Annotated in this window: 26 protein-coding genes and 1 tRNA gene; 20 read left to right on the top strand and 7 right to left on the bottom strand. The window is 62.2% G+C overall.

Annotated features, from left to right (window positions below; translation table 11 throughout):
• Nucleotides 1-116: 116 nt before the first annotated feature.
• Together OU993_RS25390 and OU993_RS25385 are read left to right on the top strand one after the other, a co-directional pair.
• A complete protein-coding gene (locus tag OU993_RS25390) occupies nucleotides 117-1,319 on the top strand; it encodes an MFS transporter (RefSeq protein ID WP_268162531.1) in 1,203 nt (400 codons plus the stop codon).
• Between the two features lie 59 nt (nucleotides 1,320-1,378).
• Nucleotides 1,379-1,960, top strand: a complete 582-nt coding sequence (locus tag OU993_RS25385) for a J domain-containing protein (RefSeq protein WP_268161701.1) — start codon at nucleotides 1,379-1,381, stop codon at nucleotides 1,958-1,960.
• Between the two features lie 275 nt (nucleotides 1,961-2,235).
• Here OU993_RS25385 and OU993_RS25380 read toward each other — a convergent pair whose 3' ends face one another.
• A complete protein-coding gene (locus tag OU993_RS25380; protein WP_268161700.1) occupies nucleotides 2,236-2,466 on the bottom strand; it encodes a hypothetical protein in 231 nt (76 codons plus the stop codon).
• A 187-nt stretch (nucleotides 2,467-2,653) separates the two neighbouring features.
• Nucleotides 2,654-2,845: a CrpP-related protein gene (locus OU993_RS25375; protein ID WP_268161699.1), complete on the bottom strand. Its 192-nt coding sequence runs from the start codon at nucleotides 2,843-2,845 to the stop codon at nucleotides 2,654-2,656.
• 172 nt (nucleotides 2,846-3,017) lie between these two features.
• On the opposite strand from OU993_RS25375, the gene OU993_RS25370 reads away from it, so the two are divergent.
• From OU993_RS25370 to OU993_RS25360, 3 genes are all read left to right on the top strand, one after another.
• The gene (locus tag OU993_RS25370; RefSeq protein WP_268161698.1) at nucleotides 3,018-3,335 is read left to right on the top strand and encodes a hypothetical protein; all 318 of its coding nucleotides are present in this window, start codon (nucleotides 3,018-3,020) and stop codon (nucleotides 3,333-3,335) included.
• 317 nt (nucleotides 3,336-3,652) lie between these two features.
• Nucleotides 3,653-4,363: a TetR/AcrR family transcriptional regulator gene (locus OU993_RS25365; protein WP_268161697.1), complete on the top strand. Its 711-nt coding sequence runs from the start codon at nucleotides 3,653-3,655 to the stop codon at nucleotides 4,361-4,363.
• Nucleotides 4,344-5,897, top strand: a complete 1,554-nt coding sequence (locus tag OU993_RS25360; protein WP_326493867.1) for a carboxylesterase/lipase family protein — start codon at nucleotides 4,344-4,346, stop codon at nucleotides 5,895-5,897. Before OU993_RS25365 ends, OU993_RS25360 begins: the two co-directional genes overlap by 20 nt.
• 96 nt (nucleotides 5,898-5,993) lie before the next feature.
• Here the strand turns inward: OU993_RS25360 and OU993_RS25355 are convergent.
• A tRNA-Ser gene (locus tag OU993_RS25355) sits at nucleotides 5,994-6,083 on the bottom strand.
• 339 nt (nucleotides 6,084-6,422) lie between these two features.
• Here OU993_RS25355 and OU993_RS25350 point away from each other — a divergent pair.
• The 7 genes from OU993_RS25350 to OU993_RS25320 all read left to right on the top strand — a co-directional run bounded on the left by OU993_RS25350 (nucleotide 6,423) and on the right by OU993_RS25320 (nucleotide 13,959).
• Entirely contained in the window at nucleotides 6,423-7,592 is a 1,170-nt protein-coding gene (locus OU993_RS25350) for a septal ring lytic transglycosylase RlpA family protein (protein WP_268161695.1), read from the top strand.
• A 67-nt stretch (nucleotides 7,593-7,659) separates the two neighbouring features.
• On the top strand, nucleotides 7,660-8,832 hold the full coding sequence (locus tag OU993_RS25345) for a D-alanyl-D-alanine carboxypeptidase family protein (protein WP_268161694.1): 1,173 nt from the start codon (nucleotides 7,660-7,662) through the stop codon (nucleotides 8,830-8,832).
• Nucleotides 8,833-8,967: 135 nt separating this feature from the next.
• Entirely contained in the window at nucleotides 8,968-9,651 is a 684-nt protein-coding gene (gene tmk / locus OU993_RS25340; protein WP_442793059.1) for a dTMP kinase, read from the top strand.
• The gene (locus OU993_RS25335; protein WP_268161692.1) at nucleotides 9,648-10,676 is read left to right on the top strand and encodes a DNA polymerase III subunit delta'; all 1,029 of its coding nucleotides are present in this window, start codon (nucleotides 9,648-9,650) and stop codon (nucleotides 10,674-10,676) included. Before tmk ends, OU993_RS25335 begins: the two co-directional genes overlap by 4 nt.
• A gap of 112 nt (nucleotides 10,677-10,788) precedes the next feature.
• A complete protein-coding gene (gene metG, locus OU993_RS25330; RefSeq protein WP_268161691.1) occupies nucleotides 10,789-12,348 on the top strand; it encodes a methionine--tRNA ligase in 1,560 nt (519 codons plus the stop codon).
• 4 nt (nucleotides 12,349-12,352) lie between these two features.
• On the top strand, nucleotides 12,353-13,135 hold the full coding sequence (locus OU993_RS25325; protein WP_268161690.1) for a TatD family hydrolase: 783 nt from the start codon (nucleotides 12,353-12,355) through the stop codon (nucleotides 13,133-13,135).
• A gap of 5 nt (nucleotides 13,136-13,140) precedes the next feature.
• Nucleotides 13,141-13,959 (top strand): MBL fold metallo-hydrolase, encoded by an 819-nt coding sequence (locus OU993_RS25320; RefSeq protein WP_268161689.1) that lies wholly within the window; start codon nucleotides 13,141-13,143, stop codon nucleotides 13,957-13,959.
• A gap of 130 nt (nucleotides 13,960-14,089) precedes the next feature.
• Here OU993_RS25320 and OU993_RS25315 read toward each other — a convergent pair whose 3' ends face one another.
• Nucleotides 14,090-14,479, bottom strand: a complete 390-nt coding sequence (locus OU993_RS25315) for a nuclear transport factor 2 family protein (protein ID WP_268161688.1) — start codon at nucleotides 14,477-14,479, stop codon at nucleotides 14,090-14,092.
• Entirely contained in the window at nucleotides 14,476-14,685 is a 210-nt protein-coding gene (locus OU993_RS25310; RefSeq protein ID WP_268161687.1) for a hypothetical protein, read from the bottom strand. Before OU993_RS25310 ends, OU993_RS25315 begins: the two co-directional genes overlap by 4 nt.
• A gap of 462 nt (nucleotides 14,686-15,147) precedes the next feature.
• On the opposite strand from OU993_RS25310, the gene proV reads away from it, so the two are divergent.
• The 5 genes from proV to OU993_RS25285 all read left to right on the top strand — a co-directional run bounded on the left by proV (nucleotide 15,148) and on the right by OU993_RS25285 (nucleotide 19,129).
• Nucleotides 15,148-16,380 carry a glycine betaine/L-proline ABC transporter ATP-binding protein ProV gene (gene proV, locus OU993_RS25305; protein WP_268161686.1) on the top strand — a complete coding sequence of 411 codons (1,233 nt, stop codon included), beginning with the start codon at nucleotides 15,148-15,150 and terminating at the stop codon, nucleotides 16,378-16,380.
• A gap of 24 nt (nucleotides 16,381-16,404) precedes the next feature.
• The gene (locus OU993_RS25300; RefSeq protein WP_268161685.1) at nucleotides 16,405-17,298 is read left to right on the top strand and encodes an ABC transporter permease; all 894 of its coding nucleotides are present in this window, start codon (nucleotides 16,405-16,407) and stop codon (nucleotides 17,296-17,298) included.
• A gap of 54 nt (nucleotides 17,299-17,352) precedes the next feature.
• On the top strand, nucleotides 17,353-18,234 hold the full coding sequence (locus tag OU993_RS25295; protein ID WP_268161684.1) for a glycine betaine ABC transporter substrate-binding protein: 882 nt from the start codon (nucleotides 17,353-17,355) through the stop codon (nucleotides 18,232-18,234).
• An 86-nt stretch (nucleotides 18,235-18,320) separates the two neighbouring features.
• Entirely contained in the window at nucleotides 18,321-18,650 is a 330-nt protein-coding gene (locus OU993_RS25290) for a helix-turn-helix domain-containing protein (RefSeq protein WP_268161683.1), read from the top strand.
• A 317-nt stretch (nucleotides 18,651-18,967) separates the two neighbouring features.
• Entirely contained in the window at nucleotides 18,968-19,129 is a 162-nt protein-coding gene (locus OU993_RS25285; RefSeq protein WP_268161682.1) for a hypothetical protein, read from the top strand.
• 8 nt (nucleotides 19,130-19,137) lie between these two features.
• Here the strand turns inward: OU993_RS25285 and OU993_RS25280 are convergent, their stop codons facing one another.
• Both OU993_RS25280 and OU993_RS25275 read right to left on the bottom strand, forming a co-directional pair.
• Nucleotides 19,138-20,538, bottom strand: a complete 1,401-nt coding sequence (locus OU993_RS25280; protein WP_268161681.1) for a sensor histidine kinase — start codon at nucleotides 20,536-20,538, stop codon at nucleotides 19,138-19,140.
• Nucleotides 20,535-21,212: a response regulator transcription factor gene (locus OU993_RS25275; RefSeq protein WP_268161680.1), complete on the bottom strand. Its 678-nt coding sequence runs from the start codon at nucleotides 21,210-21,212 to the stop codon at nucleotides 20,535-20,537. The genes OU993_RS25280 and OU993_RS25275 overlap by 4 nt, the downstream gene beginning before the upstream one ends.
• A gap of 151 nt (nucleotides 21,213-21,363) precedes the next feature.
• Between OU993_RS25275 and OU993_RS25270 the strand changes: the two genes are divergently transcribed.
• The 3 genes from OU993_RS25270 to OU993_RS25260 all read left to right on the top strand — a co-directional run bounded on the left by OU993_RS25270 (nucleotide 21,364) and on the right by OU993_RS25260 (nucleotide 24,077).
• Nucleotides 21,364-22,434: an ABC transporter substrate-binding protein gene (locus OU993_RS25270; protein ID WP_268161679.1), complete on the top strand. Its 1,071-nt coding sequence runs from the start codon at nucleotides 21,364-21,366 to the stop codon at nucleotides 22,432-22,434.
• A gap of 210 nt (nucleotides 22,435-22,644) precedes the next feature.
• The gene (locus OU993_RS25265; protein WP_268161678.1) at nucleotides 22,645-23,589 is read left to right on the top strand and encodes a tripartite tricarboxylate transporter substrate binding protein; all 945 of its coding nucleotides are present in this window, start codon (nucleotides 22,645-22,647) and stop codon (nucleotides 23,587-23,589) included.
• Nucleotides 23,586-24,077, top strand: a complete 492-nt coding sequence (locus tag OU993_RS25260; protein ID WP_268161677.1) for a tripartite tricarboxylate transporter TctB family protein — start codon at nucleotides 23,586-23,588, stop codon at nucleotides 24,075-24,077. Before OU993_RS25265 ends, OU993_RS25260 begins: the two co-directional genes overlap by 4 nt.
• The last annotated feature ends 9 nt before the right edge of the window (nucleotides 24,078-24,086 follow it).

Here is a 24,086-nt window from a genome sequence, read left to right as displayed (position 1 = left end):
TTCGCGAAAGCGATCAGCCGCACGCGAGGCCTTCGTCCTTGTTCTTGCCGAAGTGTGGTGCAAGGGTGCCGGCGATCTTCCCGCCCCCGGATAAACCAGCATGATTCTCGCGCCACCTGCGTTGCTGTTCTTTTGCAACGCGCTTCTCTTCGTTTCCTTGTTCACCCGTCTGCCGTCGATCCAGGAGGAGGCTCGGCATCGACAAGGCAGTACTGGGGCTCGCCCTGCTCGGTGCACCTGCCGGGACCTTTCTCGCTTTGCCGATTGCCGGACGGGTCACGGATTACCTGACGCCACGGGTTGCTGCGCCGCTGATGTTGTCGATTGCGGCGCTCATCACGCCGCTTCTGACGATCATGCCGATCCTCGGTTTCTTCCTCTGTTTCCTGCTGTTCGGTTTCTTTCGCACCATCCTGGATGTGGCGGCCAACATGATCTCGACCGGTATCGAGCAGCGCACGGGGCAAAAGGTTCTCTCCCGCAGTCACGGTTTCTGGTCCGTCGGGCTTCTCGTCGGTTCGCTTGCCTCCGGTTTTCTGGCCGAACACGGTGTCTCGCCCTTTCACCACCAGTTGGGCGCTGCGCTGATCGTCGTCCTCTGTTGCCTGATCGTCCTGAAGATCGCACCGAAGGAGGAGCGCATGCCGCGGATTGCCACCGGCCGGCGCAAAGTGTTTGTCCTGCCGGACCGGATCATCATCCTGATCTGCGTCATGGTGTTCGGCATCGGTATCAGCGAGGGCGCCGTTTATGACTGGGGCATCTTTTACCTGCGCGAGGTGCTGAATGCGGATGCGGCGACCGCCGGCATCCTCTATGCAGGCTTTACCATCGGCATGGGTGCGACGCGCATGGTGGGCGACAGTCTGCGTGAACGGTTCGGCACCATGACCCTGGTGCGCGGGTCGGCCACCTGTGTGGCCCTCGGTCTCGTGCTGCTTCTCTCCACCGGCAGCCTTGCCGTCGCTGCCGTCGCGCTGTTTCTGATGGGGTGCGGCGTGGCGCTCGGTTTCCCGCTGGCGGTCGCGACCACCATCACGCTCGGCCGCGGTTCGATGGCCGACAATCTTGCCGCGCTCGCGTTGACGCTTCTGATTGCCAATATCGGTGTGCCGCCGATGCTCGGCTTCGTTGCCGAACATGCGAGCCTGACGGTCAGCTTCATGGTGCTCTTGCCGTTTCTCGGCCTCAGCTTCATCATGGCACCGGTCGCCCAGGGCCGCGTGCCGTCTTTCCTGCGCGGGGCCATCAAAGGGCCCAAGGATGGGGATAAGGAGCAGCCGGCCCCGGTTTCGCCACAAGATGCGGCGAGGGGTTGAGCCTTCCTGCCGATAAGCCTACGAGGTTGGACTTGGAGCATTCGAAACCAGGTGGAATCGTGATCGACCCCTACAAGTTGCTGGGCGTGCCGCGGGATGCGGATGGCGCGGCCATCAAGTCCGCCTATCGCACGAAGGCAAAGTCCTCGCACCCGGACACCGGCGGCGACGTGGACGCCTTTGCGAAACTCACGACCTCTTACGAACTGCTGCTCGACCCCGTGCGCCGCAAGATCTACGACGACACCGGTTTTGATCCGCAACTGACGGATTCGAAGGATCTGGAAGGACTGCTGGTCCTCGATACGCTGGTCAACGACATCATCCTCGACGAACGGGCGCCGGGAAGTTTTGATCCCGTGGCGGCCATGCGCCGCAAGCTGACCGACAAGGTGGTGAATACCCGTTTCCACATTCTGGAGCTGGAGCGCCACCGCGGCCGCATCCGCAACCACCTCGACCGCATTGCGCGGCGGCCGGAAAGCGATGTGTTGGGCCGCATGCTGACGGCCCGTTGTGACGCGATCGCCGATGCCATCGGCAAGGCGGAAAACGAGATCAAGGTGATCGAGCAGGCTTATGCGATGCTGGACGGTTATTCGTACGAGCTGGAAGCGGAACCGCAGAAAGCGGCGGAATGATCGCTGATCGGCCCGTTCGGACGGGAATGCTGTGACCCCGGACCGGACAGGTGGGAAGCTCGCCTGCCATTTCGTTGGCCATGGGCAGAAAGCGGAAAAATACCCATGTTCTCCATCCCTGTCGCGTCCGCTTGACACGGTCCGGGTTCGTTTGGCGAACCCGCCACCGGCATTTTCGTTCCAGGAATAGTCGCCCAGATCTGTGGCATGGAAAAACCGGCCCGAAGACGGATCGGAATTTGATTTGCAGGAGAGGGCGGTGGTTGCCGCGCGGCCTAATGGCCGAGCGGTTTCTGGCGCGCCGCGAGTTCGTCCTCGTCTGCGCAGCTGGCGAGACGCAGCACGTAATCCTCGGCTGCATCCGCAAGCGACAGGGCGATTTCCGCGGTGCTCAGACCTTGCCGCCGCAGGTCCTCGATCATGGAGAGCATCGCCGCCTCCACCTTGAAGCGGCACCCTATGCTCGGCTCGAAAGCATCGTCTGCGCTGGAATGTCTCTGTGTCATGAACCTATGGTCCCTTGCCCGAATTCGAGCATGACACATGTTCTCAGGTCTGCAAGTCCTTGGTTAAATAAGGGTTAATGTGCCAAATAGAACGTTTCGAAACGAAACAGGCGTCATTTTTGCCATGACGGAATCGGATGTTTTGCCCCAGCTTGGCACATCCGCCGCAATCCTAGTTGCGACAATCTTAGTTGCGACAGGCATCCTCGATGCTCCAGCCGAACAGCCAGGCATCACATTTCTCCTGCCATTCTCTCATATGACGCCCGTCGCGCGGACGGTGCTTCAACAGTGGGTTCTGTTGCGGCTTCAGGCCCAAGACGCGCGCATGCATGCCGCGCTGCTGCCAATCCAGGACAACGTGATCGTCATTCAGCATTCGTTTCGATCCTCATGATCTCGGCCAAGCCATCATGGCTGCAATTTCCGATACCATATCGGTTAGAGCCCGAAGCTTGCGCGAGACTGGTGTCGTCTGCAGCCATCCCGTGTCCGAACGCGATCGGGAACCAGAGCGAGTGGCCTGTGTTGGGAGGCAAAGGAGAACCGACATGACAGCCGAACCATCCAAGACAAAAAGCACCCTGACCAGCCTTGCCGCCGAAATGGGACTTGTGCCCGCCGACAAGGCGCAACCAAGGGAAGCGGATACCGATGCGCCGCTGGACCGCGGCACCGCGGTGCTGGGCGAGGACCACGATATCCAGCGCTCGGAAGAAGGCAGAGACCGCAGCCCAGGTGAACCACGCCACGACATGGCCCGCGAGGCCGCAGAGCACGAGGTGGCGATGCGCGAAGCCAAGAGGGAGGGGGCACGTCCAGCCGGCGGGATTGTGCCGGGTGCGGCAACGAAAATGCCGCCGGATTGACAGGGGATACTCGGCATTGATGGCGGGCCGTGCCCGACAATGATGAGCACTATGCCTACACTATAACCCTCTAACGCCGCACCTAGGAGAGGGTGAGGTTGTTGGTCTTCACCGCCTTTATGAGCGCCTCCATCATCACCGCACTTTGGTGGTGAGGTCGCGCGAGCGCGGCCAGAGCGCAGTCATGGGGACGTCTTCCGCAGGGTGGGACTTGGCACCACGTCAAACCGCTCGGTGCGAAGGTCGTCCGCCGCCAGTCAAGCAATCCGGTTAGCCTGCCGGATTAATGAAACGACACCGTTGCATTAATGGCTTGAGTGACCTATCTTGGCGCAGGAAATCTAGAGGTTCCTGCGATGCCCAAGCCCGGCCGTCCATTAAAAGAGCAGTCTGAAGATCTGACGGACCGGATGGTCGCTGTCGCTACGCGCCTGTTTCTGGAGAAAGGCTACGCTGGCACGACCATCGACGAACTGGCGCGGCGCCTCGGTTCAGCCAAGCGCAGCGTTTACAGCCGCTTCACCGACAAGGCCGATCTCTTTCGGCTGGTGACCACCACTTATGCCGAACAGAGCCTTCGTCAGTTGGGGCCGGTCGTGGTCGATGAGCGCCCGCTGTCGGAGCAGCTTCAGAGCGTCTGTCTGGATACCCTGCGGCTGTTCCTGGAGCCGGATGTCATCGCCATCGAACGGGTCGTGGTGGCCGAAGCGGTGCGGTTTCCGGAGATCGTTCCCATTCTCGAGTCGGCACGGCTGAGCGCCATGGAACGCTTTTATCCGGTCCTGTTGAGGCTCGGCTGCGGCCCGACAGAGGCGGCAACCCGCGATCAGGCGCAGATACTCTGGGACTTGGTCGTGGCCGCACCGGTCAGGGCCGCAGCCCTCGGACTCTGGCCGCGATCGGAGTTGGCGATGGAACAGTTCGTCGCCCAGCGCGTCACGCTGTTTCTCGGTGGGCTGCCGACCCTGCAAAAGACCGATTCCGGGGTTGAGCGCCTGAACTTCGAACATGCGGCACGAAAGGACTGAAAACATGCAGGTGACATCGGACGCGGCCAGCCTCATTTGCCGCACGCATCAGGGGGATGTTCTCGGTGTGGTCGCCGACGGCGTGCGAAGCTGGTTCGGCATTCCCTATGCTCAGGCGCCGGTCGGCCCCTTACGGTTTCGGGCGCCGCAGCCGCCCCAGCCGTGGCAGGGCGTGCGTGAGGCCAAGACGTTCGGCCCGCTTCCCATTCAGAAGCGAGGCTTCGAGGCCATCGGTGGAGCCGGCGCGCAGACCCCGATGTCGGAAGATTGTTTGACGATCAATATCTCGGCGCCCGCCGACCCGTCGGATCGGCCCCGGCCAGTGGTGGTCTGGATCTATGGCGGCGGCTTCTCGCTGGGTGGAACGCGCACGCCCCTCTATCGCGGCAAAGATCTCGTCCAAAACGGCGACGTGGTTTTCGTCAGCTTCAACTACCGGGTGGGCGTGTTCGGATTTACCGATTTCAGCAACTGGTCGACGACCGACGATCCCATCGACAGCAATCTCGGCCTGCGTGATCAGGTGGCCGCGCTGCAATGGGTGCAGCAGAACATTGCCGCCTTCGGTGGCGATCCCGACAACGTCACCATCTTCGGTCAATCGGCGGGTGCCGCATCGGTCGTGTTCCTGATGTGCGTGCCCAGCGCCAAAGGGTTGTTCCACCGCGCCTTTGCCATGAGTCCGGCGGGCTTCAGCGTTTATGACCGCCACCGCCATGCTATCTTCGCCGATGACATCATCCGCACGCTGGGGCTGGATCCGGACGACCGGCAGGCGACGGGGCCGGCCCTCAAGCGGCTGGATTGCGAACAGCTCAACGCAAGGGCCAGCCAGTTCTTCTACGATGTCGCGCCCGACAAGTATCCGGGCCTGCTGCCGACATCGCCGGTCATCGACGGCGATTTCCTGCCGCTCCACCCCATCGAGGCGTTCAGCCAAGGGCATGCGACACGCCTGCCGCTGGTGATCGGCACCATGAAGCGCGAAGGCGCGATGTTGCACAAGGCACTGCCTGTGATCAGCACCCGCGTCAGCCAGCTCGAAGCGATGTTCGCCAAGGCCGCGCCGGACGGTCTGCGCCAGCGCCTTGTCGCCGCCTATCCGGGCTTTCCCTCCAAAGCGACCGCCATCGACATGGGCGGCGATTTCACCTTCTGGCTGCCCGCCTTGCGCATCGCCGAAGGCCATTCGGCCTTTGCCGATTGCTGGGTCTACCGCTTCGATTATGCCACGCCGCTCACGCGTCTGTTGTTTGGCGCAGCGACCCACGGCCTTGATCTGCCAATGGTGTTCGGCAGCACCGGCGAGGGGGAGCTGGGCAAACTCGACCTCTTCTATCGCAAGCGATCCAAAGCGGTCAGCCAGCGTTTCCAGGGTGCTTTTCTCGACTTCGTGCACGGGCGGACACCTGGCTGGAGCTGCTATGACACGGATCTTCGCAGGACGCGGATTTTTGACGCCGAAGACCGCGAAGACCGCGACCCCAACAAAGCTACCCGCCTTGCCTGGGGTGATTATCGCGGGCCTGCGTAGGACCGTGAAGGGGCAATGATCGGCCGATTGCCGTTGTCCGTCTTCCTCGCCGGACGTGGCGATGCCCGTCTGGCGAAGGGCGGCTATAGGCGGCAATGGCGGAAGAGGTGGGATTCGAACCCACGGTACGGTTTCCCGCACGCCGGTTTTCAAGACCGGTTCCTTAAACCACTCGGACACTCTTCCAATGCCAAGAACAGCGCTATCGCTGGTGCTGGCCTTATAGCGGGCGCGGGCGTCACGTCAACTCCTGTGTGCCGGCGCCGGTCGCCTGGCGTTGTGCCAAACCCGACTTTGTTTGTCCGCCGCGGCCAAGTCTATTTTTACAGTATATTAACCATACGGAATAGAAATTCCATTTATCCACGAATTTGGTTCGCATTTTAGCCATCTTGGGGGCAAAAGTGGACGCGTGGCCCGGTTAACCATACCTGCCGGGGCAAGTGTTTGAGTTGCGGCCGAGGCGGCCACGAGAGCGGCGTGGGGCATACATTGAGATCTGGCAAGGATAGGCTCCTTCTTGGGGTGAAGTGGCTTGGAGTGGCGTGCGTTTGTCTTGCCGTCACCTCCTGCGCATCGACACAGACGGCGACGACACAAAAGCCGAAGCCGAAGAGCAAGGAATATTTTGCCGAGAGCGAATATGGCGTCAAAGCCAGCCCGCGGGTCGTTGCCGATGGTCAGCCCGTTCCGAAGGGTGGCGGCCGTTTCATGGTGGGCGATCCCTACCAGGTGAAGGGCAAGACCTACGTTCCCAAGGAAGATCCGCGCTACAACAAGAGTGGCCTGGCCTCCTGGTACGGCTCTGCCTTCCACGGGCGCGTGACGGCGAATGGCGAGGTCTATGACAGCGACCATATCTCGGCTGCCCATCCGACTTTTCCGCTGCCGAGTTATGCGCGCGTGACCAATATGGATACCGGTTCGTCGGTCATCGTGCGCGTCAACGATCGCGGTCCCTTCCACGAGGGCCGTATCATCGACGTGTCGAGCAAGGCTGCGGAACTGCTTGATTTCAAACGCACCGGCACGGCGCGCGTCAATGTGCAGTATGTCGGCCGCGCCCGTATGGATGGCCGCGACATGCCGTTCCTGATGGCCTCCTATGTCCGCAAGGGCGAGCGTCTGCCGGGCATCCATCCCGATGGCCAGATCGCAACCGGCGTGATGGTTGCTTCCAACCAGTCGCTCGGTGACCAGTTGCAGAGTTTTGGTAACGGCCTGCCGGAACCGGCACGTGCCGGCGCCGCCAACCGCGTGCCGACCAAGGCTCCGACAACGACCGCGCGGCCCGCCAATCCGACGATTGCCGCACCGATGCCCGTCGAGCGCCCGACCACCGTTGTGGCAGCCGCGCCGAAGAACACCGGTTATCAGGTGGCATCGTTGCCGGCGGCGCGCCCTGTCGCCGTGGCACCGAAGAATGTTGCACCTCTCCAGAAGCCGGTTGTGGCAACTCCGCTTCCGGCTGTCGCCCCGGTCCAGAAACCTGCCGTTGCGGCGCGCCAGCCGGCGCCCGCAGCTGTTCAGGTTGTTCGTCCGGCACCGGCTCCTGCGCCGGTTGCCACCGCCTATGCGGCACAGCCGTCCAGCCGCAACGAACCGCGTGTCATTTTCGGCAATGTCGTGTTGCGCGGTGATGGTGTCATCGAAAAGACCGACCAGGCTCCTACCGGAAAAGCACCGACCCGGTAAGCTTGGGTGGTTGCACTGCAGAATGGTGCTTGCTAGTCAGGGGCGCATCCGGTTGACGAGGACCTTCATGCGCCCACGGCCTTTTACGTCAAGCCTTTCCGTCCTGATGGCCCTGTGTGTCTGGGCGATGCCGCCGGCTAGCCTGGCGGCGGAACAGAAACTGTCCGATCTGAAGGCCAAGCAGATTTATCTGGTGGAAGCCAAGACCGGCACCGTTCTTCTGGCGCAAAACGAGAACCAGGCTTTTCCGCCGGCCTCGCTTGCCAAGCTGATGACGATGGATCTCGTTTTCGAGGCGATCCGCAAGGGCGAGGTCTCACCGGCAACAGCCTTCCCGGTTTCGGAATTTGCCTGGCGCACCGGCGGCGCGCCTTCCGGCACCACAACGATGTTTGCCGCGCTGAAATCCGAGGTGCCGCTCGACGACCTGATCCGGGGCGTCGTGATTCAGAACGCCAACGATGCCTGCATCATCATCGCCGAAGGCATGGCCGTCACCGAGGCACAGTTTGCCGAACGCATGACGGCGCGTGCCCGCGATCTCGGCATGATGCGCAGCAGCTTTGCCAATGCGACCGGCCTGCCGGAGCAGGTGAGCGTGACGACGGCGCATGACCTCGTCATCCTCGCGCGCCACATCTACACGAACTATCCGGACTATTACCGCCTCTATTCGGCGCCGGACTTTACCTGGAACAAGATCTTTCAGCGCAACAAGAACCCGCTGCTGCAGCTTGGCATCGGCGTTGATGGCCTGGGCGCCGGTTTTGCCGAAGGGCACGGCTTTGCGGTCGTCGCCTCGGTCGAACGGGACGGCACGCGGCTTTTCCTCGCCATGGGCGGGCTCGCGAGCGAAAAGGAGCGGCTGGAGGAATCCCGCCGGGTGCTGGAATGGGCGCTGTCCTCCTTCGAGACGAAGCTGATCTTCAAGCCGGACGAGACGATCGGCGAGGCGGCGGTTTACGGCGGCAACGCTTCGCATGTGGCGCTCATCGCCGCAGAGCCGGTGGATGTTTACGTACCGAGCCGCAACCCGGAGCGGCTGACGGGTCGTATCGTCTACGACTGGCCGCTGCGCGCGCCGGTCAGGAAGGGGCAGCCCGTTGGGACGCTCCGGCTTTTCGAGGGCGAACGGCAGATCAAGGAAGTCCCGCTTCAGGCCGCAGCCGACGTTGCGGAAGGCACGCTTGTTTCGAAGGCGACCGATGCGCTTTTCGAATTGCTGTTCTTCTGGATTTGACCCGTTCCGACGCGGATTGCGCGTTCCGCTCGTCATCGTGATGGGGTAGAAGGGTTCGCAAGAACCGAGCAAACAGATGTAGGCACATTGGCGAAATCATCCGGAGCATTATCGTCGGACGCACGACCAACCGGTCTGTTCGTGACATTCGAAGGCGGGGAAGGGGCGGGCAAATCCACGCAGATCCGCCGTCTTGCCGATTCGCTGTCGCAACGGGGATACGACGTGCTGGTGACGCGCGAGCCCGGCGGGTCGGCCGGCGCGGAAGCCGTCCGGCATGTGCTTTTGTCCGGTGCAGCGGAAGATTTCGGCGTGCGTATGGAAGCCATGCTGTTTGCCGCGGCCCGCAACGATCATGTCGAGGAAGTCATCCGCCCGGCCCTGATGGCGGGCAAGATCGTGCTCTGCGACCGGTTCATGGATTCCTCGCGTGTCTATCAGGGGATCACCGGCAACCTCGAAGTCGAATTCGTCGATGCGCTGGAACAGGTGGCGATCCACGGGCTTCGTCCGGATCTGACGCTGATCCTCGATCTGCCGGCCGAAAAGGGGCTGGCGCGGGCGAGGCGCCGCAGCAGCGAGGCCGGCGAGGGGACAGCTCCCGACCGTTTCGAGAAGGAGGAACTCGAGGTGCACGAAATGCGCCGCCAGGCCTTTCTCGATATTGCCGCAATCGACGAACAGCGCTGCCGCGTGATCGATGCGGATCAGAGTGTCGGCCGCATTGCCGCGGAAATTCTGGCGCAGGTGGAGGCGGTTCTGCCGACGCTGACGGGGAAGGCTGACGTGCGGGCCGAACAGGCGGCGCCGACGCCATGAGCGAACAATTGCCTGGCGTTCTCGACGGTGCGGTGCCGCCGCAACTGAATTCGCATCTGTTCGGGCATGAAGAGGCGGAAGCCTTCCTGTCGCGGTTCTACCGTTCCGGCCGCAGCCATCATGCCATCCTGATCGAGGGGCCGGAAGGAATCGGCAAGGCAACGCTTGCCTTCCGGTTCGCCAATCATGTGCTGTCCCATCCGGATCCCGCCACCGCGCCCGAAGAGCTTGCCGATCCGGATCCGCAGTCGCCCGTCAGCCGGCAGATCGCCTCGGGCGCCTCGCATAACCTCCTGCATCTGACGCGCCCTGTGGATGAAAAGACCGGCAAGGTGAAGACCGCCATCACCGTCGACGAAGTGCGCCGGGCAGGACATTTCTTCTCGCAGACCTCCGGCACCGGCAACTGGCGCATCGTCATCATCGATCCGGCGGACGATCTCAACCGCAATGCGGCGAACGCCATCCTGAAGATCCTCGAGGAGCCACCGAAACGTTCGTTGTTCCTGGTGCTGAGCCATGCGCCGGGAAAACTTCTGCCGACGATCCGCTCGCGCTGCCTGCCGCTGAAGCTTGCTCCTCTCGGCAGGGAGGATCTGACGCTGGCGCTCTCCGCCCTTGGCCTTGCGCCCGATGGCGGGCGGACGGCGGAAGAAGTGCTGAACGCGGCCGGCGGCAGCGTGGCACAGGCGCTGAAGCTGATGAATTATGGCGGCACGGAGATCATTTCCGCCTTCGACGAGATGCTGCGCGCCTCGGGCCCTGCGGCACGGCGGGCGATGCACCGTCTCTCCGATGTGTTGTCGGCCAAGGACAATGACGTGATCTTCGGCTTTTTCCTCGATCACCTGCGCGATCACCTGATGGAGCGGGCACGCCACGCGGCACTCTCCGGCGATCTGATGGCCGCCGACCGCGCCTCCCGGCTCTCGTCCGAGATCGGCGAGCGGATCGGCATCTCGCAGGCCTATAATCTCGACCGCAAGCAAACGATCCTGTCGCTCCTTGAAGACATCGCCCGCTGACCAGGGCAGGGCGGTCGGTGGCGCAAACGGAAACTTGCTGTTTCGCATCCGCGAAACTTGGTTTAAGACGCGGGACCTGAGACCCTGAACAAGAACGGTAATGCTGGCCGCAATGTCCACGAAGACCCCCTATTACATCACGACCGCCATCTCCTATCCGAACGGCAAGCCGCATATCGGCCATGCCTATGAGCTGATTGCGACCGACGCCATGGCGCGTTTCCAAAGGCTCGACGGCAAGGATGTGTTCTTCCTGACCGGGACGGACGAGCATGGCCAGAAGATGCAGCAGACGGCCCGCAACGAGGGGATTACCCCGGAGGCACTTGCCGAGCGCAATTCGAACGAATTCCGCGCCATGGGCAAGTTGCTCAACGCTTCGAACGACGATTTCATCCGCACCACCGAACAGCGTCACCACGTGACGGTGCAGGAGGTCTGGCGCCGGATGGCCGCCAATGGCGATATCTACAAGGACAGCTATGCCGGCTGGTATTCGGTCCGCGACGAGGCCTATTACCAGGAAGAGGAAACCGAACTGCGCGCCGATGGCGTGCGGTACGGACCGCAGGGCACGCCGGTCGAATGGGTGGAAGAGGAAAGCTATTTCTTCAAGCTCTCGGCCTATGAAGACAAACTCCTGAAGCTCTACGAGGATCAGCCGGATTTCATCGGCCCTTCCGAGCGCCGCAACGAGGTCATGTCCTTCGTCAAGTCGGGTCTCAAGGATCTGTCGATCTCGCGCACGACCTTCGACTGGGGCATCAAGGTGCCGGACGACGACAAGCACGTAATGTATGTCTGGGTCGATGCGCTGACCAACTACATCACCGCCACCGGTTATGTCGAAGACCAGAACGGCCCACGCGCCAAATATTGGCCGGCGGATGCGCATATCATCGGCAAGGACATCATCCGTTTTCACGCCGTCTACTGGCCGGCTTTCCTGATGTCGGCCGGCCTGCCGCTGCCGAAACGCGTCTACGCCCACGGCTTCCTGCTCAACAAGGGCGAGAAGATGTCGAAGTCGCTGGGCAACGTGGTGGATCCGGTCAACCTCGTGAACCATTTCGGCCTCGACCAGGTGCGTTATTTCTTCCTGCGCGAAGTCTCCTTCGGCCAGGACGGCAGCTATTCGGAAGAAGGTATTGCCACCCGCATCAACGCCGACCTCGCCAACGGCATCGGCAATCTTGCCTCGCGCTCGCTGTCGATGATCAACAAGAACTGCGAGGGCAGGGTGCCGCAGCCGGGCGCGCTGACGGAGGCCGACAAGGCGATTCTCGCCACCGCCGACGAGGCAATCGCCATCTGCCGCGAGGAAGTGGGCCGCCAGCAGATCCACAAGGCGGTGGCAGCCGTGATCAACATCGTCAACGAGGCCGACCGCTATTTCGCCGCCCAGGAGCCCTGGGTGCTGCGCAAGACAGATGTGCCGCGCATGGAAACGGTGCTGTGGGTGACCGCCGAGGTCGTGCGCGAAATCGCCATCCTGTTCCAGCCGATCATGCCGCAATCCGCCGCCAAGATTCTCGATCTGGTGGCCGTTGCCGAGGAAGACCGTGTGTTTTCTAAGCTGGGCGAGGCGGGTCGCCTGAAACCCGGCACGGAACTGCCGGCTCCCTCGCCGGTTTTCCCGCGCTATGTGGCGCCGGACGCCGACAAGGCCTGAGATTATGCTGATCGATACCCACTGCCATCTGGATTTTGCCGATTTCGACGCCGAACGCGACGCGTTGGTGGCGCGCGCCCATGCGGCGGGTGTCGCCCAGATGGTGACGATCTCGACGCGCGTGAAGAAGCTGCCGACGCTTCTGGCCCTGACGGAACGTTATCCCTCGGTGTTCTGTTCGGTCGGCACGCATCCGAACAATGCCAATGAGGAACTCGACGTCACCGCCGACGATCTGGTGCAACTCGCCGAAAACCACGACAAGATCGTCGCAATCGGCGAGGCGGGCCTCGATTATTTCTATGACACGCAGACGCCCGCCGACCAGCAGACAGGCTTTCGCCGGCATATCGAGGCAGCGCGGCGCACGCAGCTGCCGCTCGTCATCCACAGCCGCAGCGCCGACGAGGACATGGCGGCGATCCTGACCGAGGAAACGGGGAAGGGCGCCTTCCCCTTCATCCTGCACTGCTTTTCCGCCGGCCAGGCGCTGGCCGATTGTGGTGTGGCGCTTGGCGGTTACATCTCCTTTTCCGGCATCCTGACATTTCCGAAATCCGAAGAGATCCGGGAGATCGCCAAGACAGTGCCGCTCGACCGGCTGCTGGTGGAGACCGACGCACCCTATCTTGCGCCGAAACGCTGGCGCGGCAAACGCAACGAGCCGTCCTATGTGGTCAACACGGCAGAGGTTCTGGCGGAGGTGAAGGGCGTTTCCTACGAGGAGATGGCCGGCATCACCACGGAGAATGCCTTCCGCTGCTTTTCGAAGATGACCAGGGTGTGAGACCGGTGGCGGGTCTGCGGCAGCGGTTCACCATCCTTGGCTGCGCCTCGTCGCCGGGTGTGCCGCGGCTCGATGGCGACTGGGGCGCCTGCGATCCCACCGAGCCACGCAACCGCCGCCGGCGCGCTGCCTTCCTCGTCGAGCAGATCGCCCCGGACGGCGCGACGACCACGGTCGTCATCGACACGGGACCGGATTTTCGCGAGCAGATGATTTCCGCCGGCGTCACCCGGATCGACGCCGTGCTCTACACGCATGCGCATGCCGATCACCTGCACGGGATCGATGACGTGCGTGGCTATTTTCATTCACAGCGCATGCGCATCCCGATCTTCGCCGATCCAGTCACCATGGCGCGCATCCGACAGGGATTCGGATATTGCCTGGAAACGCCGCCGGGCGGCAATTATCCGCCGATCGTCGAACCGCGGCTGATCGAGGATCTGGCGCAGCCGATCACCGTCAGCGGGCCGGGCGGCGCGCTGTCCTTTAAGGCGCATCGACAGGTGCACGGCGATATCGAGTCACTCGGCTTTCGCATCGGCAACGTGGCCTATTGCAGCGATGTGAGCGACTTTCCGGACGAGAGTGTCGCAGCGCTTCAGGATCTCGACGTGCTGATCATCGATGCACTTCAGTACCGGCCGCATCCGAGCCATCTATCGCTCGACCAGGCGTTGACCTGGATTGATCAGCTGAAGCCAAAACGCGCCATCCTGACCCACATGCATATTCCGCTGGACTACCGCACGGTGCTGGACGAGACACCGGCGCATGTGGAGCCGGCCTATGACGGGATGTGCTTCGAGTTCGACCTGACCTGAGGCGGCGGCGGCAAGCCATTCTGTGGGTTGCAGATATGGCTTTGTTCCATAATCTACCTTATCCTGCATTTGGATCTGGACAGGGTATATTCTATTCCCAAGTGCAGCACGGTCGTCGAATGCCCTGCTGCTAAAAGATCCTTGGCTCGCCTAGCTTGAACCAGGCCTTGGCAATCTTGCCCTCCGACACCTCGTAGAGGCAGATCACGTCTACTTCGCCCTTGCCCTCCGGAAAATTGCGCGTGACGACCTCATGATCCATCACGAGATTGCCGACGCAGGCGCGCTGGATGAGTTTGCCGTAGAGGTCCGGTTCGCGGAAACGTTCGACATGGCGCGCGCGGATTTCGGCGGCGCTGGAGGCCAGAAGCGTATTGGGAAACGCGTAGTACTGGCAGTCGTCCGCCCACCAGAGCATGAAGGCGTCAATGTCGCGGGCATTGTAAGCGTCTAGCTGCCGTTCGACCGGCAACAGGATGTCCGCCGTGGTCGAGGTGTCACCGCTTCTCACCGACGTCACAACGATGCGCCGGGAATCGAGCCGCCGAGTTGCGGTTCGACGAACTGGAAATACGCCCAGGCCGCGGCAAACAGCGCCAGAATGATGACGATCGCCAGGGACCGCCCGATCTGCGGCGGGCGCCATTTCGGTGGACCGGATTTCGGCGCCCCGGTTTTGGGCGCCTTTTCCGGTTTCGGCTTTTCGAATTTGATGACGTTGCTCATACCCGATCCATTACAGATTCGAAGATCTTCTGCCTAGGCAGATACAGGATTCGTCGCCAGTTCCGAAGCCCGTCCTTGCTTGTGTCTCTCCCGCGCGCGTGCCGGAAGGTGTTGTAATTGCGGCAGGATTCCTGGCCGATAAGCGACATGGTGGCCCCACCTACCCGCCCCCAACACACAAAATCTAGATTTTTTCATGGACTTTGGAACTTTCGGACTATATCTAGAGACACACAAGCGCTGTCTTGCCGTGACATTCGGTCGAAAGGCGCTTTTGTGATTATTCTGCTGCCGGATCGAGCGCTTCATGCCCCGGCAGCCTACCAGCACGGACACTGCGGCAGTTCTGCCGTGAACGAAAACAGATCGCGTTCTCCCGGCTGCTCGCAAGGGCCGCCGGTGATGAACCTTTCGCCAATAAAGGAGCGTTCCCCAGCTACCGAGCCGGGGGCTTGATTGCTTATGGCTATGACAACTGAAACCGACGGGACGGCGAAAGCCGGAACGCCCAAGATCAGTCTGAAATCCGTCTTCAAAGTGTTTGGCGAGCGGCCGGAAAAGGCGCTCGACCTTTATAGAACCGGCAAGTCGAAGGCCGAGGTTCACGCCGAAACCGGCAATTCCATCGGCGTCGTCGACGCCAGCTTCGACATTTTCCCCGGCGAAATCTTCGTCATCATGGGCCTGTCCGGTTCCGGCAAATCGACGCTGTTGCGCCTGCTGAACCGTCTGATCGAGCCGACGGACGGTGTCATCGAGATCGATGGCAAGGATATCACGCGCATGTCGCGGCAGGAGCTCATTGCGCTTCGCCGCCGCGACATCAGCATGGTCTTCCAGTCCTTTGCGCTGCTGCCCAACCGCACGGTGATCAACAATGCGGCGTTCGGCCTGGAAATCGCGGGCATGGGCGAAGAGGAGCGCAAAAAACGCGCGCTCGCCGCGCTCGAAGCCGTCGGTCTGTCCGGTTATGCCGACAGCCGTCCGGACCAGCTCTCCGGGGGCATGAAACAGCGTGTCGGACTCGCTCGCGCCTTGGCGAGCGAACCGACCATCCTTCTGATGGACGAGGCCTTTTCCGCGCTAGATCCGCTGATCCGAACCGAGATGCAGGATGAACTTGTCCGCCTGCAATCGGAGCACAGCCGCACCATCGTTTTCGTCAGCCACGATCTGGACGAGGCCATGCGGATCGGCGATCGGATCTGCATCATGCAGGACGGCGCCGTCATCCAGGTCGGCACGCCGGACGAGATCGTCATGAACCCGGCCAACGATTATGTGCGCTCCTTCTTCCGCAACGTGGATGTCAGCCAAGTCTTCAAAGCCGGCGACGTGGCACGCCAGACGCAGGTGACGATCATCGAACGCCAGGGCGTTTCGGCTGCCGCCGCGCTGGAGCGCATGAAAAGCTACGATCGCGATTATGCGATCATCCTTGGCCGTGATCGCAGTTATCACGGCATTGTCAGCCGCACCTCTCTCATCGAGAAGCTGCGCGACAAGGATCCGGACCCCTACCGTGCCGCCTTCCTCAGCGAGGTTGAGGCCATTCCGGCCGACGAGCCGCTGTCAAACGTGCTGGGGCGTGTCGCCTCCAGCCCCTGGCCCGTGCCGGTCATCGATGCCCGCCGCCGTTATGTCGGCTCCATCAGCAAATCCGCCCTGCTTGAAACGCTCGATCGCGCAAGCTGATCGCGACACAGAGAGGTGACCTTCATGAACTTCGAAATCGGTGACGGTGTCGATGCCATCGTCAATTACATTCTCGACAACCTTTCGCCTGCCCTCGACGCGATCGCAGCCGCCATCGGCTTCGTCACAGGCGGCATCCTTGATCTGCTGGCTGCCCTGCCGATGCCGCTCGGCATTGCGATCTTCGTTGCGCTGTCCTTATGGCGTGTCGGTTTCGGTTTTGCCGTCTTTACCGGCATCTCGCTCTGGCTCGTCCAGCATATGGGGCTCTGGGCGGCGACCATGGAAACGCTGTCGCTCGTGATTGCCTCGACGCTGATTGCGATGATCATCGGCCTACCGCTCGGCATTGCCATGGCGCGCAAGGATACGGTTGCCGCCGGCATACGTCCGGTGCTTGACCTGATGCAGACCATGCCGGCTTTCGTTTACCTGATCCCGGCCGCGATGTTTTTCGGCCTCGGCGCGGTGCCCGGCACGATTGCGACCGTCATCTTCGCCATGCCGCCTGTGGTGCGGCTTACCAATCTCGGCATCCGCCAGGTGCATGGCGAATTCATCGAAGCGGGCCAGGCTTTTGGCTGCACCGCGTCACAGCTGTTGTTCAAGGTGCAATTGCCGAACGCCCTGCCCTCCATCATGGCCGGCATCAACCAGACGATCATGCTGTCTCTGTCGATGGTGGTGATCGCCTCGATGATCGGCGCCGGCGGCATCGGCAACACGGTTCTGACCGGCATCCAGCGGCTGGATGTGGGCACCGGCTTCGAGGGCGGCCTTGCCGTCGTCATTCTCGCGGTCATCCTCGACCGCATCACCCAGAGTTTGGGCAAGGAACGCAGCAGCCTGCGCTCGCTCTTTGCCTGGAAACCAGCGGAGACCAAGGTTGCGCAGCCGCGCACCGCGACCTCCGTCTGATCGAGGGCGGGGTGGACCCCGCCGAATGCGAACCTTTGAAGAAAAGGAGCAACCATGTTCAAGACAATCGCGTCGCTCGGCGCAACCATCGGGCTCGCTGCGGTTCTCGCCAGCGGAACCGCCACCATCGCTGTCGCCCAGGACAAGGAGCCGGTGAAGATCGGCTGGTCGGCCTGGTCGGACGCGGAATTCGCCACGAAGCTCGCCGCGAAGATCATCGAGGATGATCTCGGCCGTAAGGTCGAACTGGTGCAGACCGATGTCGCCCCCCTTTATCAAGGGGTCAGCCGCGGTGACCTCGATTTTATGATGATGGCCTGGCTGCCGCAGACACATGCCGATTATTACAAGCGCGTCGAAGGCCAGGTCGAGACGCTCGGCACTGTGTATGACGGCGCAAAACTCGGCTGGGTCGTGCCCTCCTATGTGCCGGAAAGCGAGATTGCGTCGATTGCCGATCTCAACAAGCCGGAGGTTAAGGAAAAGCTCAGCAACACCGTTCAGGGCATCGATCCCGGCGCCGGCCTCACCCGCCTGTCGCAGGAGGCGCTGAAGGCCTATGAGCTTTCCGACTACAAACTGCAGATCTCCAGCGAAGCGGGCATGCTGACCACCGTCGATCGTGCCTATCGGTCCGAGGACTGGTTCGTCGCCACCTCCTGGAGCCCGCACTGGATGTTCGGCAAATACAAGCTGCGTTACCTCGACGACCCGAAAAAGGCGCTCGGTGAAGCCGAACATGTCGACATCCTGGCACGCACCGGCTTCAAGGACGAAAATCCAGAGGTTGCCGACTTCCTGTCCCGCATGAAGTTGCCGATCTCCGACCTGGAGCAGGCGATGTTCAACGCGCAGGAGACCTCTTACGAAGAGGCTGTGGCCAAATACATCAAGGACCATCCGGACCAGATCAAGACCTGGGTCGGCGAAGACTGAACCAAGCGCGACATGGCCGGTCGTTTCGCGACCGGCCATGGATACCATCGACTGTTAGAGTGGCCATGTCACATGGAGGGTTTCCCATGGGAAACGACGAGTTCGGCTGGAGCTTCGATGCCGACGATACGCTGGGCGGGCGCATGTCGCTCGCGCGCGAGGCCCGCAACCTGACGGTCGAGCAGGTGGCGCATGCCATCAACTCCACGCCGGATACGGTGCGATACTGGGAAAACGACCGGGCGGCACCAAGTCTCGACAGGCTTCTTATCATCGCCGATGCGCTGGATGTGGCGGCCTCCTGGCTGATGACCGGCTTCGGCCATGGTCCGAATTGGGACGATCTGACCGAACTGCCGCGTGACAATCTCGCCCGCTCCCGCCCGTCCGGCAGCCCCTCGCAGAGCGCACGCTGACGAGGGCCGCCAGGCTCCAAGGCACGCCTTTCTTCGCATCGCCATTACCGCGCACCTGCCATTTTTCTGAAAATCTTCTTCTTCCGCCATTGACCTTGGCGGATGTTCGGTCAATTTCTCTCCCGGTTCCGGTCGTCGCCCTGCCCCATTTTGCATCAACAATGGGAACGGCGCTGTGCCGAAACGGTTCGCCGTCATCATGAGCGTCCGGTCAGACCCCTGGCCGGTTTCAGGCGCGATCCAGCCAGACGCAAGCGACGCGGCTTATGGCTGGTCGTGCAAGCCGAAATGGATACGGCGAATCTTGGGGGCATGACATGAACGACATGGAAAACCAGACGATGGACAGCCAGGAAGCAGCAATCGCACTCTTCCTCGAAAACAATGATCCGGACCAGTTGACGGACATCCTGGTCGCGGCGCTCGACGATGCGCTGCGCCTGCTGCAGGAAGATGCCGCACGCGATACGCTGCACTGACGACGCTGTTAACGGCTGTCGGGCATTTCGGAGCGTGGCAGCGTCACCGTGACCTTTAATCCTCTGCCATCGCGCCCTTCAGACAGAAGTATAGTTCCTTTGTGCAGGACGGCAATTTCCTCGACGATCGGAAGCCCGAGGCCGGTGCCACGGCTGTCCTTGGCATCGGCCCGGTGGAACCGTTGCATCACGTCGGCCCGCTTGTGCTCGGGGATGCCCGGGCCATCGTCTTCCACCTCGATGAGGATGGCGGCCTGTTCCGCTCGCGCCCGAACCGTGACCTCCGCGCCGCTGCCGGCATACAGGATGGCGTTCGAGATCAGGTTTTTCAGCATTTCGGCAAGCAGCAAGGTCTCGCCGCGCACCCGCGCCTCCGTGTCACCTTCGTAACCGAGATCAATGCCGGCTTCCGCCGCTGACGGAACATGATCGGCGGTGATCTCCTGTGCGAGCCTCGCGATGTCGAGTTCTTCCATGCCACCATGCGCATTACGGGCGGCGGCATCGATGCGCGACATCATCAGAAGCTGCGCCAGAACACGTTCCGCATGGGCGACGGCGGAATCGGCGCGGTGGATCGCAGCCTGGACATCGGCGGCGTCGCCTGCCCGCTCCGCCAGCGCCAATTGCGTTCGCACGACCGCAAGCGGGGTCCTCAGCTGATGGCTGGCATTTCCGGTGAAGTGGCGCAACGCTTCGAGCGAGGATTGCAGCCGCAGCATGAAGGAATTGACGGTTTCGACAAGGCCCTCCACCTCACTTGGAACACTTTCGCCGATCGGCTGGAGATCATCCGGGCTGCGTCGGGCAATCGCCCCGCTCAACCGGTAGAGCGGCCGCAGCGAGATCGACACGGCAATCCAGACGATGATTGCGGCGCCCAGGATCATCAGGCCGATCCGCGCTGCCGAATGCAGCAGGATCGACTGCGCAAGCTGGCGCCTAGCGATCGTTGTTTCCGCAACCGTGACCGTGAAGGGGACGGAGGAGACGCCGGTCGAGGCGGAGCGCGCCAGTGTCGCGACCCGGATGGGTTCGCCGCGAAACACCGCATCGGCAAAGGCGGTGGACTGGCCCTCGCCGCGCGGCAGGGCCGGCAGGGTCTGATAACCGGTGATGAAGGTTCCAGGCGGCCCGTCGACCCGGTAAAAGACACGGTCCTGTGCCGCGGATGTCAGCATTTCCAGCGCCACGTAGGGAATGTCGACTTCAAGAGACCCGTCTTCCGCCACCACCACGCGCTCGGCAATCGCCAGCGCCGAACCGGCCAGGACGCGGTCCGAGACGTCATCCGCCGTCTGTTGTGCCTCCCGCCATGTGTCGGCGAGCGCCGCCACGCCGAGAGCTGCCGTAGCCGCGAGAAGCCAGGCGAGCAGGCGTCCGCGAAGCGAGCGGGTGATCACCCTCATCCCTCGGCAGCCACAAGATCGAGATAATAACCGATGCCGCGGGCGGTGCGGATCGTCAGGCCGTGGCTCTGCAGGCGTTTTCGCAGCCGGCTGACATATTGCTCGATTGCATTGGCGGACAGATCCTCGTCAAACCCCGTCAGCGAATCGATGATCGTGTCCTTGGAGACCACCTTGCCGGCCCTCAGAAACAGCAGCTCGAGCAGGCCGAGTTCGCGGGCAGGAATATCGATCGGACGTCCGGCCGCGGTAAAGCTGCGCGAGGTGAGGTCGAAGGTGAGTGCTCCGAATTCCACCCGCGATGTTCGAAGCCCCGCCTGGCGGCGCAGGAGAACACGGATGCGCGCCTCCAGTTCGGAAATCTCGAAGGGCTTCGTCAGATAGTCGTCGGCGCCGAGGTCGAGCCCCCTCACCCGCTCTTCCGGTGCGCCGCGGGCGGTGAGAATCATGACGGCAGCCTGGTTCTGCCGCGCCCGGATCGAGCGCAGCACATCGAGCCCGTCCATTTCGGGAAGGTTGAGGTCGAGGATGATCAGGTCGAAGTTCTGGGCGGCGGCGGCAGCCTCGGCCGATAACCCGTCCGAGACGGTGTCCACGGCATAACCGCTCCCGCGCAGGATGGCGGACAGGCCATCCGCCAGCGTGTCGTTGTCCTCAACCAACAGAATGCGCAAGAAATTTTCCCCCAATTCGCGGCGGAAGATAATGGGGAATTGGCAGACTGTCATCCGCGTTGATCTGCCCTGGACTTTGGCGTCTGCGACGGCTGCATGGCGGATGGCATTGCAGCTTGTGTGTGCCCGTCCCATGCGGCATCATGGCGCCATGAAACTTCCCCTCGCCACCGTCCTTTGCCTTCTCGGCTTTGCGCCGTTCGTCCGGGCGGACGTTACCTTCTATGCGGCGCCATCCGGGCGCGCGGATGCGGCCGAACTCGTCGTTTATTCCTCGCTCGACGATCCTTTGGCCCGACCGATGATCAAGGCCTTCCAGAAGGCCAATCCGGATGTTGCGGTGCGTTACGAGGACATGCTGACGGGCGAGATCTTCGATCGGGTGGTGGCCGAGACCGACAAAGGTGGCGGCACGGCGGATTTCGCCTTTTCCTCCGCCATGGATCTGCAGGTGAAGCTCGCCAATGACGGATATGCGCAGGTGAGCCACCTGCCGATGAGCGCGCGCTGGCCGACTTGGGCGAACTGGCGCGACACGGCCTATGCGTTGACCTTCGAGCCGGCGGTCTTCGTCTATCACAAGCCGAGTTTTGCCGATGAGGCGCCGCCATCGACGCGGGCGGAATTTGTCGATTACCTGTCGCGCAAGGACGAAGCGGTGTTCGGGCGGATCGGGACCTATGACATCGAACGGTCGGGTGTGGGATTTCTCTTTATGTCACGCGACCAGGAACAGTTCGATGATATCTGGTCGGTGGTGCGGGCCATGGGGGCCGCGGGCGTCAAACTCTATTCGACCAGCCAGGCGATCCTCGAACGGGTGGCGGATGGCCGTTTCGTGCTCGGCTACAACATTCTCGGTTCCTATGCCGCCGACTGGGCCTCCAGCCATCCCGATGTCGGGATCGTGCTGCCGAAGGACTATACGGTGGTGATGTCGCGAATCGGCCTGGTGCCACAGGCTGCGCGGTCGGCGGAACTCGGCCGGCGTTTCCTCGCCTTCTTCATGTCGCGGGAGGGGCAAACGATCCTGACCCAGGAATTGCAGATCCCGGCGGTCAGCCCGGACGTGGCGCAGGGAAATACGGCAAACGCCATGCGCGAATTGCTGGGCGGACAGCTGAAACCGGTTCCGGTCAGCCCGGGTCTCATGGTCTATCTGGATCAGGTAAAACGTGCGAGGCTGATCGAAAAATGGAATGATGCCCTTCGTCTCCAGTAGATTCTGGGGGCCAAAGGCGGATTGCGCACTGCACACGTCAGGTAAATGACAGCATAATGTGATGGCTTTGTGGCATTCGGGCTTGAGGAGGCTTGCCCGGACAGCATGGGAGGGGGCACGGTCAAGGTCTTGGAAGACCCACCGCTCGGCCACGTCCTCCCGGCTGAGTGAGGAATAACGCGTCATTCGACGCCAACGGAGGACCGACCCTTGAAACATTTCATTCTCGCATCGATCGTTGCCGGCGCCATGGCCCTGCCAGCCGCCGCTGCCGATTACACCATCATGGCCCCAGCAGGCCCCGGCGGCGGCTGGGACCAGACCGCCCGCTCGCTGCAGGCGGCCATGCAGCAGGAGGGCATTTCCAAGAATGTCCAGGTTCTCAACGTTCCGGGCGCCGGCGGCACCATCGGCCTTGCCCAGTTCGCCAGCCAGCAGAAGGGCAATGCAAACGCCCTCATCGTTGGCGGTTACGTCATGGTCGGCGCCATTTTGACCAACAAGGCACCGGTTACGCTGAAGGACGTCACCCCGATCGCCCGCCTGACCGGTGAAGACGAAGCCATCGTGGTTCCGGCCGCTTCGCCGCTGAAGTCGATCGATGACCTGATCGCTGCCCTCAAGAAGGATCCGGGTTCGGTAACCTGGGGTGGTGGTTCGGCCGGCGGCGTCGACCACATCGCAGCTGGCCTGATTGCCAAGGCTGCCGGTGTCGATCCGACCAAGGTCAACTACATCGCGTTTGCCGGCGGCGGCGAAGCGCTCGCGGCCATCCTCGGCTCGTACGTCACGGTCGGCATCTCCGGTTATGGCGAATTCGAATCGCAGATCAAGTCCGGTACGCTGCGCCTGCTCGCCACCTCGGGTGAAAAGCGCGTTCCTGGCGCAGACGCTCCGACGCTGAAGGAAGCCGGCCTCGATATCGCCGTGCAGAACTGGCGCATGGTCGCCGCAGGTCCCGGCCTGACGGCCGAGCAGAAGGCAGCCATCACCGCCGACGTCAAGAAGCTCGCCACCTCCAAGACCTGGCAGGAAACGCTGAAGACCAAGGGCTGGCAGGACACCTATCTTGATGGTGATGCCTTCAGCCAGCAGCTGGCCAAGGACATTTCCGCGACGGAAACCGTCCTGAAGGAAATCGGACTGGTGAAATGAACCAAGAACCTGTGAAACAGGCAGAGGAGCGCCGCCCCGATTGGGCGGCGCTTGTCATAGCCGCCGTTCTCGTCGTCATAGCCGCCGTCATCTTCGCCGATGCCTCGCGCCTCCGGGAAGTGATGGGATATTCGCCGGTCGGCCCCGCGACCGTTCCCATGGTCATTGCCTTCGTGCTGATCCTGTTGGCCGTCTGGACGGTGTTTGCCGCCTTCCGGCACGATTTCCCCGAGCGGGAAAAACAGGAGGTCCAGCCGGTCGCCTGGATCGTCGGCGGACTTGCCGCGCAGATGCTGCTTCTCAACACCGCAGGCTTCTCGATCGCCACCGGTGTTCTGTTTGCCGCGACCGCTGCCGGTTTCGGCAAGCGCCGTTTCTGGATCTCGCTGCCGGTCGGCATGGTCCTCTGTCTGATTGTCTGGCTTATCTTCGCCGGTCTTCTCCAGCTCTCCCTGCCCGCCGGGCCGCTTGAGCGCCTCTTCCAGTGAAGGATGAGC

It is taken from the genome of Rhizobium sp. SL86 (assembly GCF_026672545.1).
Taxonomy (GTDB): Bacteria; Pseudomonadota; Alphaproteobacteria; order Rhizobiales; family Rhizobiaceae; genus Neorhizobium.
Note: the sequence above shows the minus strand (reverse complement) of the source record. Positions and strands in the feature narration are given on the sequence as shown.

Excerpts from the sequence above, each read along its gene's own strand:
- OU993_RS25325 (WP_268161690.1), top strand. The coding sequence starts at position 12,353 with ATGCTGATCGATACCCACTGCCATCTGGATTTTGCCGATTTCGACGCC.
- OU993_RS25380 (WP_268161700.1), bottom strand. The coding sequence starts at position 2,466 with ATGACACAGAGACATTCCAGCGCAGACGATGCTTTCGAGCCGAGCATA.
- OU993_RS25375 (WP_268161699.1), bottom strand. The coding sequence starts at position 2,845 with ATGCTGAATGACGATCACGTTGTCCTGGATTGGCAGCAGCGCGGCATG.
- proV (WP_268161686.1), top strand. The coding sequence starts at position 15,148 with ATGGCTATGACAACTGAAACCGACGGGACGGCGAAAGCCGGAACGCCC.
- metG (WP_268161691.1), top strand. The coding sequence starts at position 10,789 with ATGTCCACGAAGACCCCCTATTACATCACGACCGCCATCTCCTATCCG.
- OU993_RS25300 (WP_268161685.1), top strand. The coding sequence starts at position 16,405 with ATGAACTTCGAAATCGGTGACGGTGTCGATGCCATCGTCAATTACATT.
- OU993_RS25335 (WP_268161692.1), top strand. The coding sequence starts at position 9,648 with ATGAGCGAACAATTGCCTGGCGTTCTCGACGGTGCGGTGCCGCCGCAA.
- OU993_RS25260 (WP_268161677.1), top strand. The coding sequence starts at position 23,586 with ATGAACCAAGAACCTGTGAAACAGGCAGAGGAGCGCCGCCCCGATTGG.
- OU993_RS25310 (WP_268161687.1), bottom strand. The coding sequence starts at position 14,685 with ATGAGCAACGTCATCAAATTCGAAAAGCCGAAACCGGAAAAGGCGCCC.
- OU993_RS25370 (WP_268161698.1), top strand. The coding sequence starts at position 3,018 with ATGACAGCCGAACCATCCAAGACAAAAAGCACCCTGACCAGCCTTGCC.
- OU993_RS25290 (WP_268161683.1), top strand. The coding sequence starts at position 18,321 with ATGGGAAACGACGAGTTCGGCTGGAGCTTCGATGCCGACGATACGCTG.
- OU993_RS25270 (WP_268161679.1), top strand. The coding sequence starts at position 21,364 with ATGAAACTTCCCCTCGCCACCGTCCTTTGCCTTCTCGGCTTTGCGCCG.
- OU993_RS25360 (WP_326493867.1), top strand. The coding sequence starts at position 4,344 with ATGCGGCACGAAAGGACTGAAAACATGCAGGTGACATCGGACGCGGCC.
- OU993_RS25285 (WP_268161682.1), top strand. The coding sequence starts at position 18,968 with ATGAACGACATGGAAAACCAGACGATGGACAGCCAGGAAGCAGCAATC.
- OU993_RS25345 (WP_268161694.1), top strand. The coding sequence starts at position 7,660 with ATGCGCCCACGGCCTTTTACGTCAAGCCTTTCCGTCCTGATGGCCCTG.
- OU993_RS25295 (WP_268161684.1), top strand. The coding sequence starts at position 17,353 with ATGTTCAAGACAATCGCGTCGCTCGGCGCAACCATCGGGCTCGCTGCG.
- OU993_RS25280 (WP_268161681.1), bottom strand. The coding sequence starts at position 20,538 with ATGAGGGTGATCACCCGCTCGCTTCGCGGACGCCTGCTCGCCTGGCTT.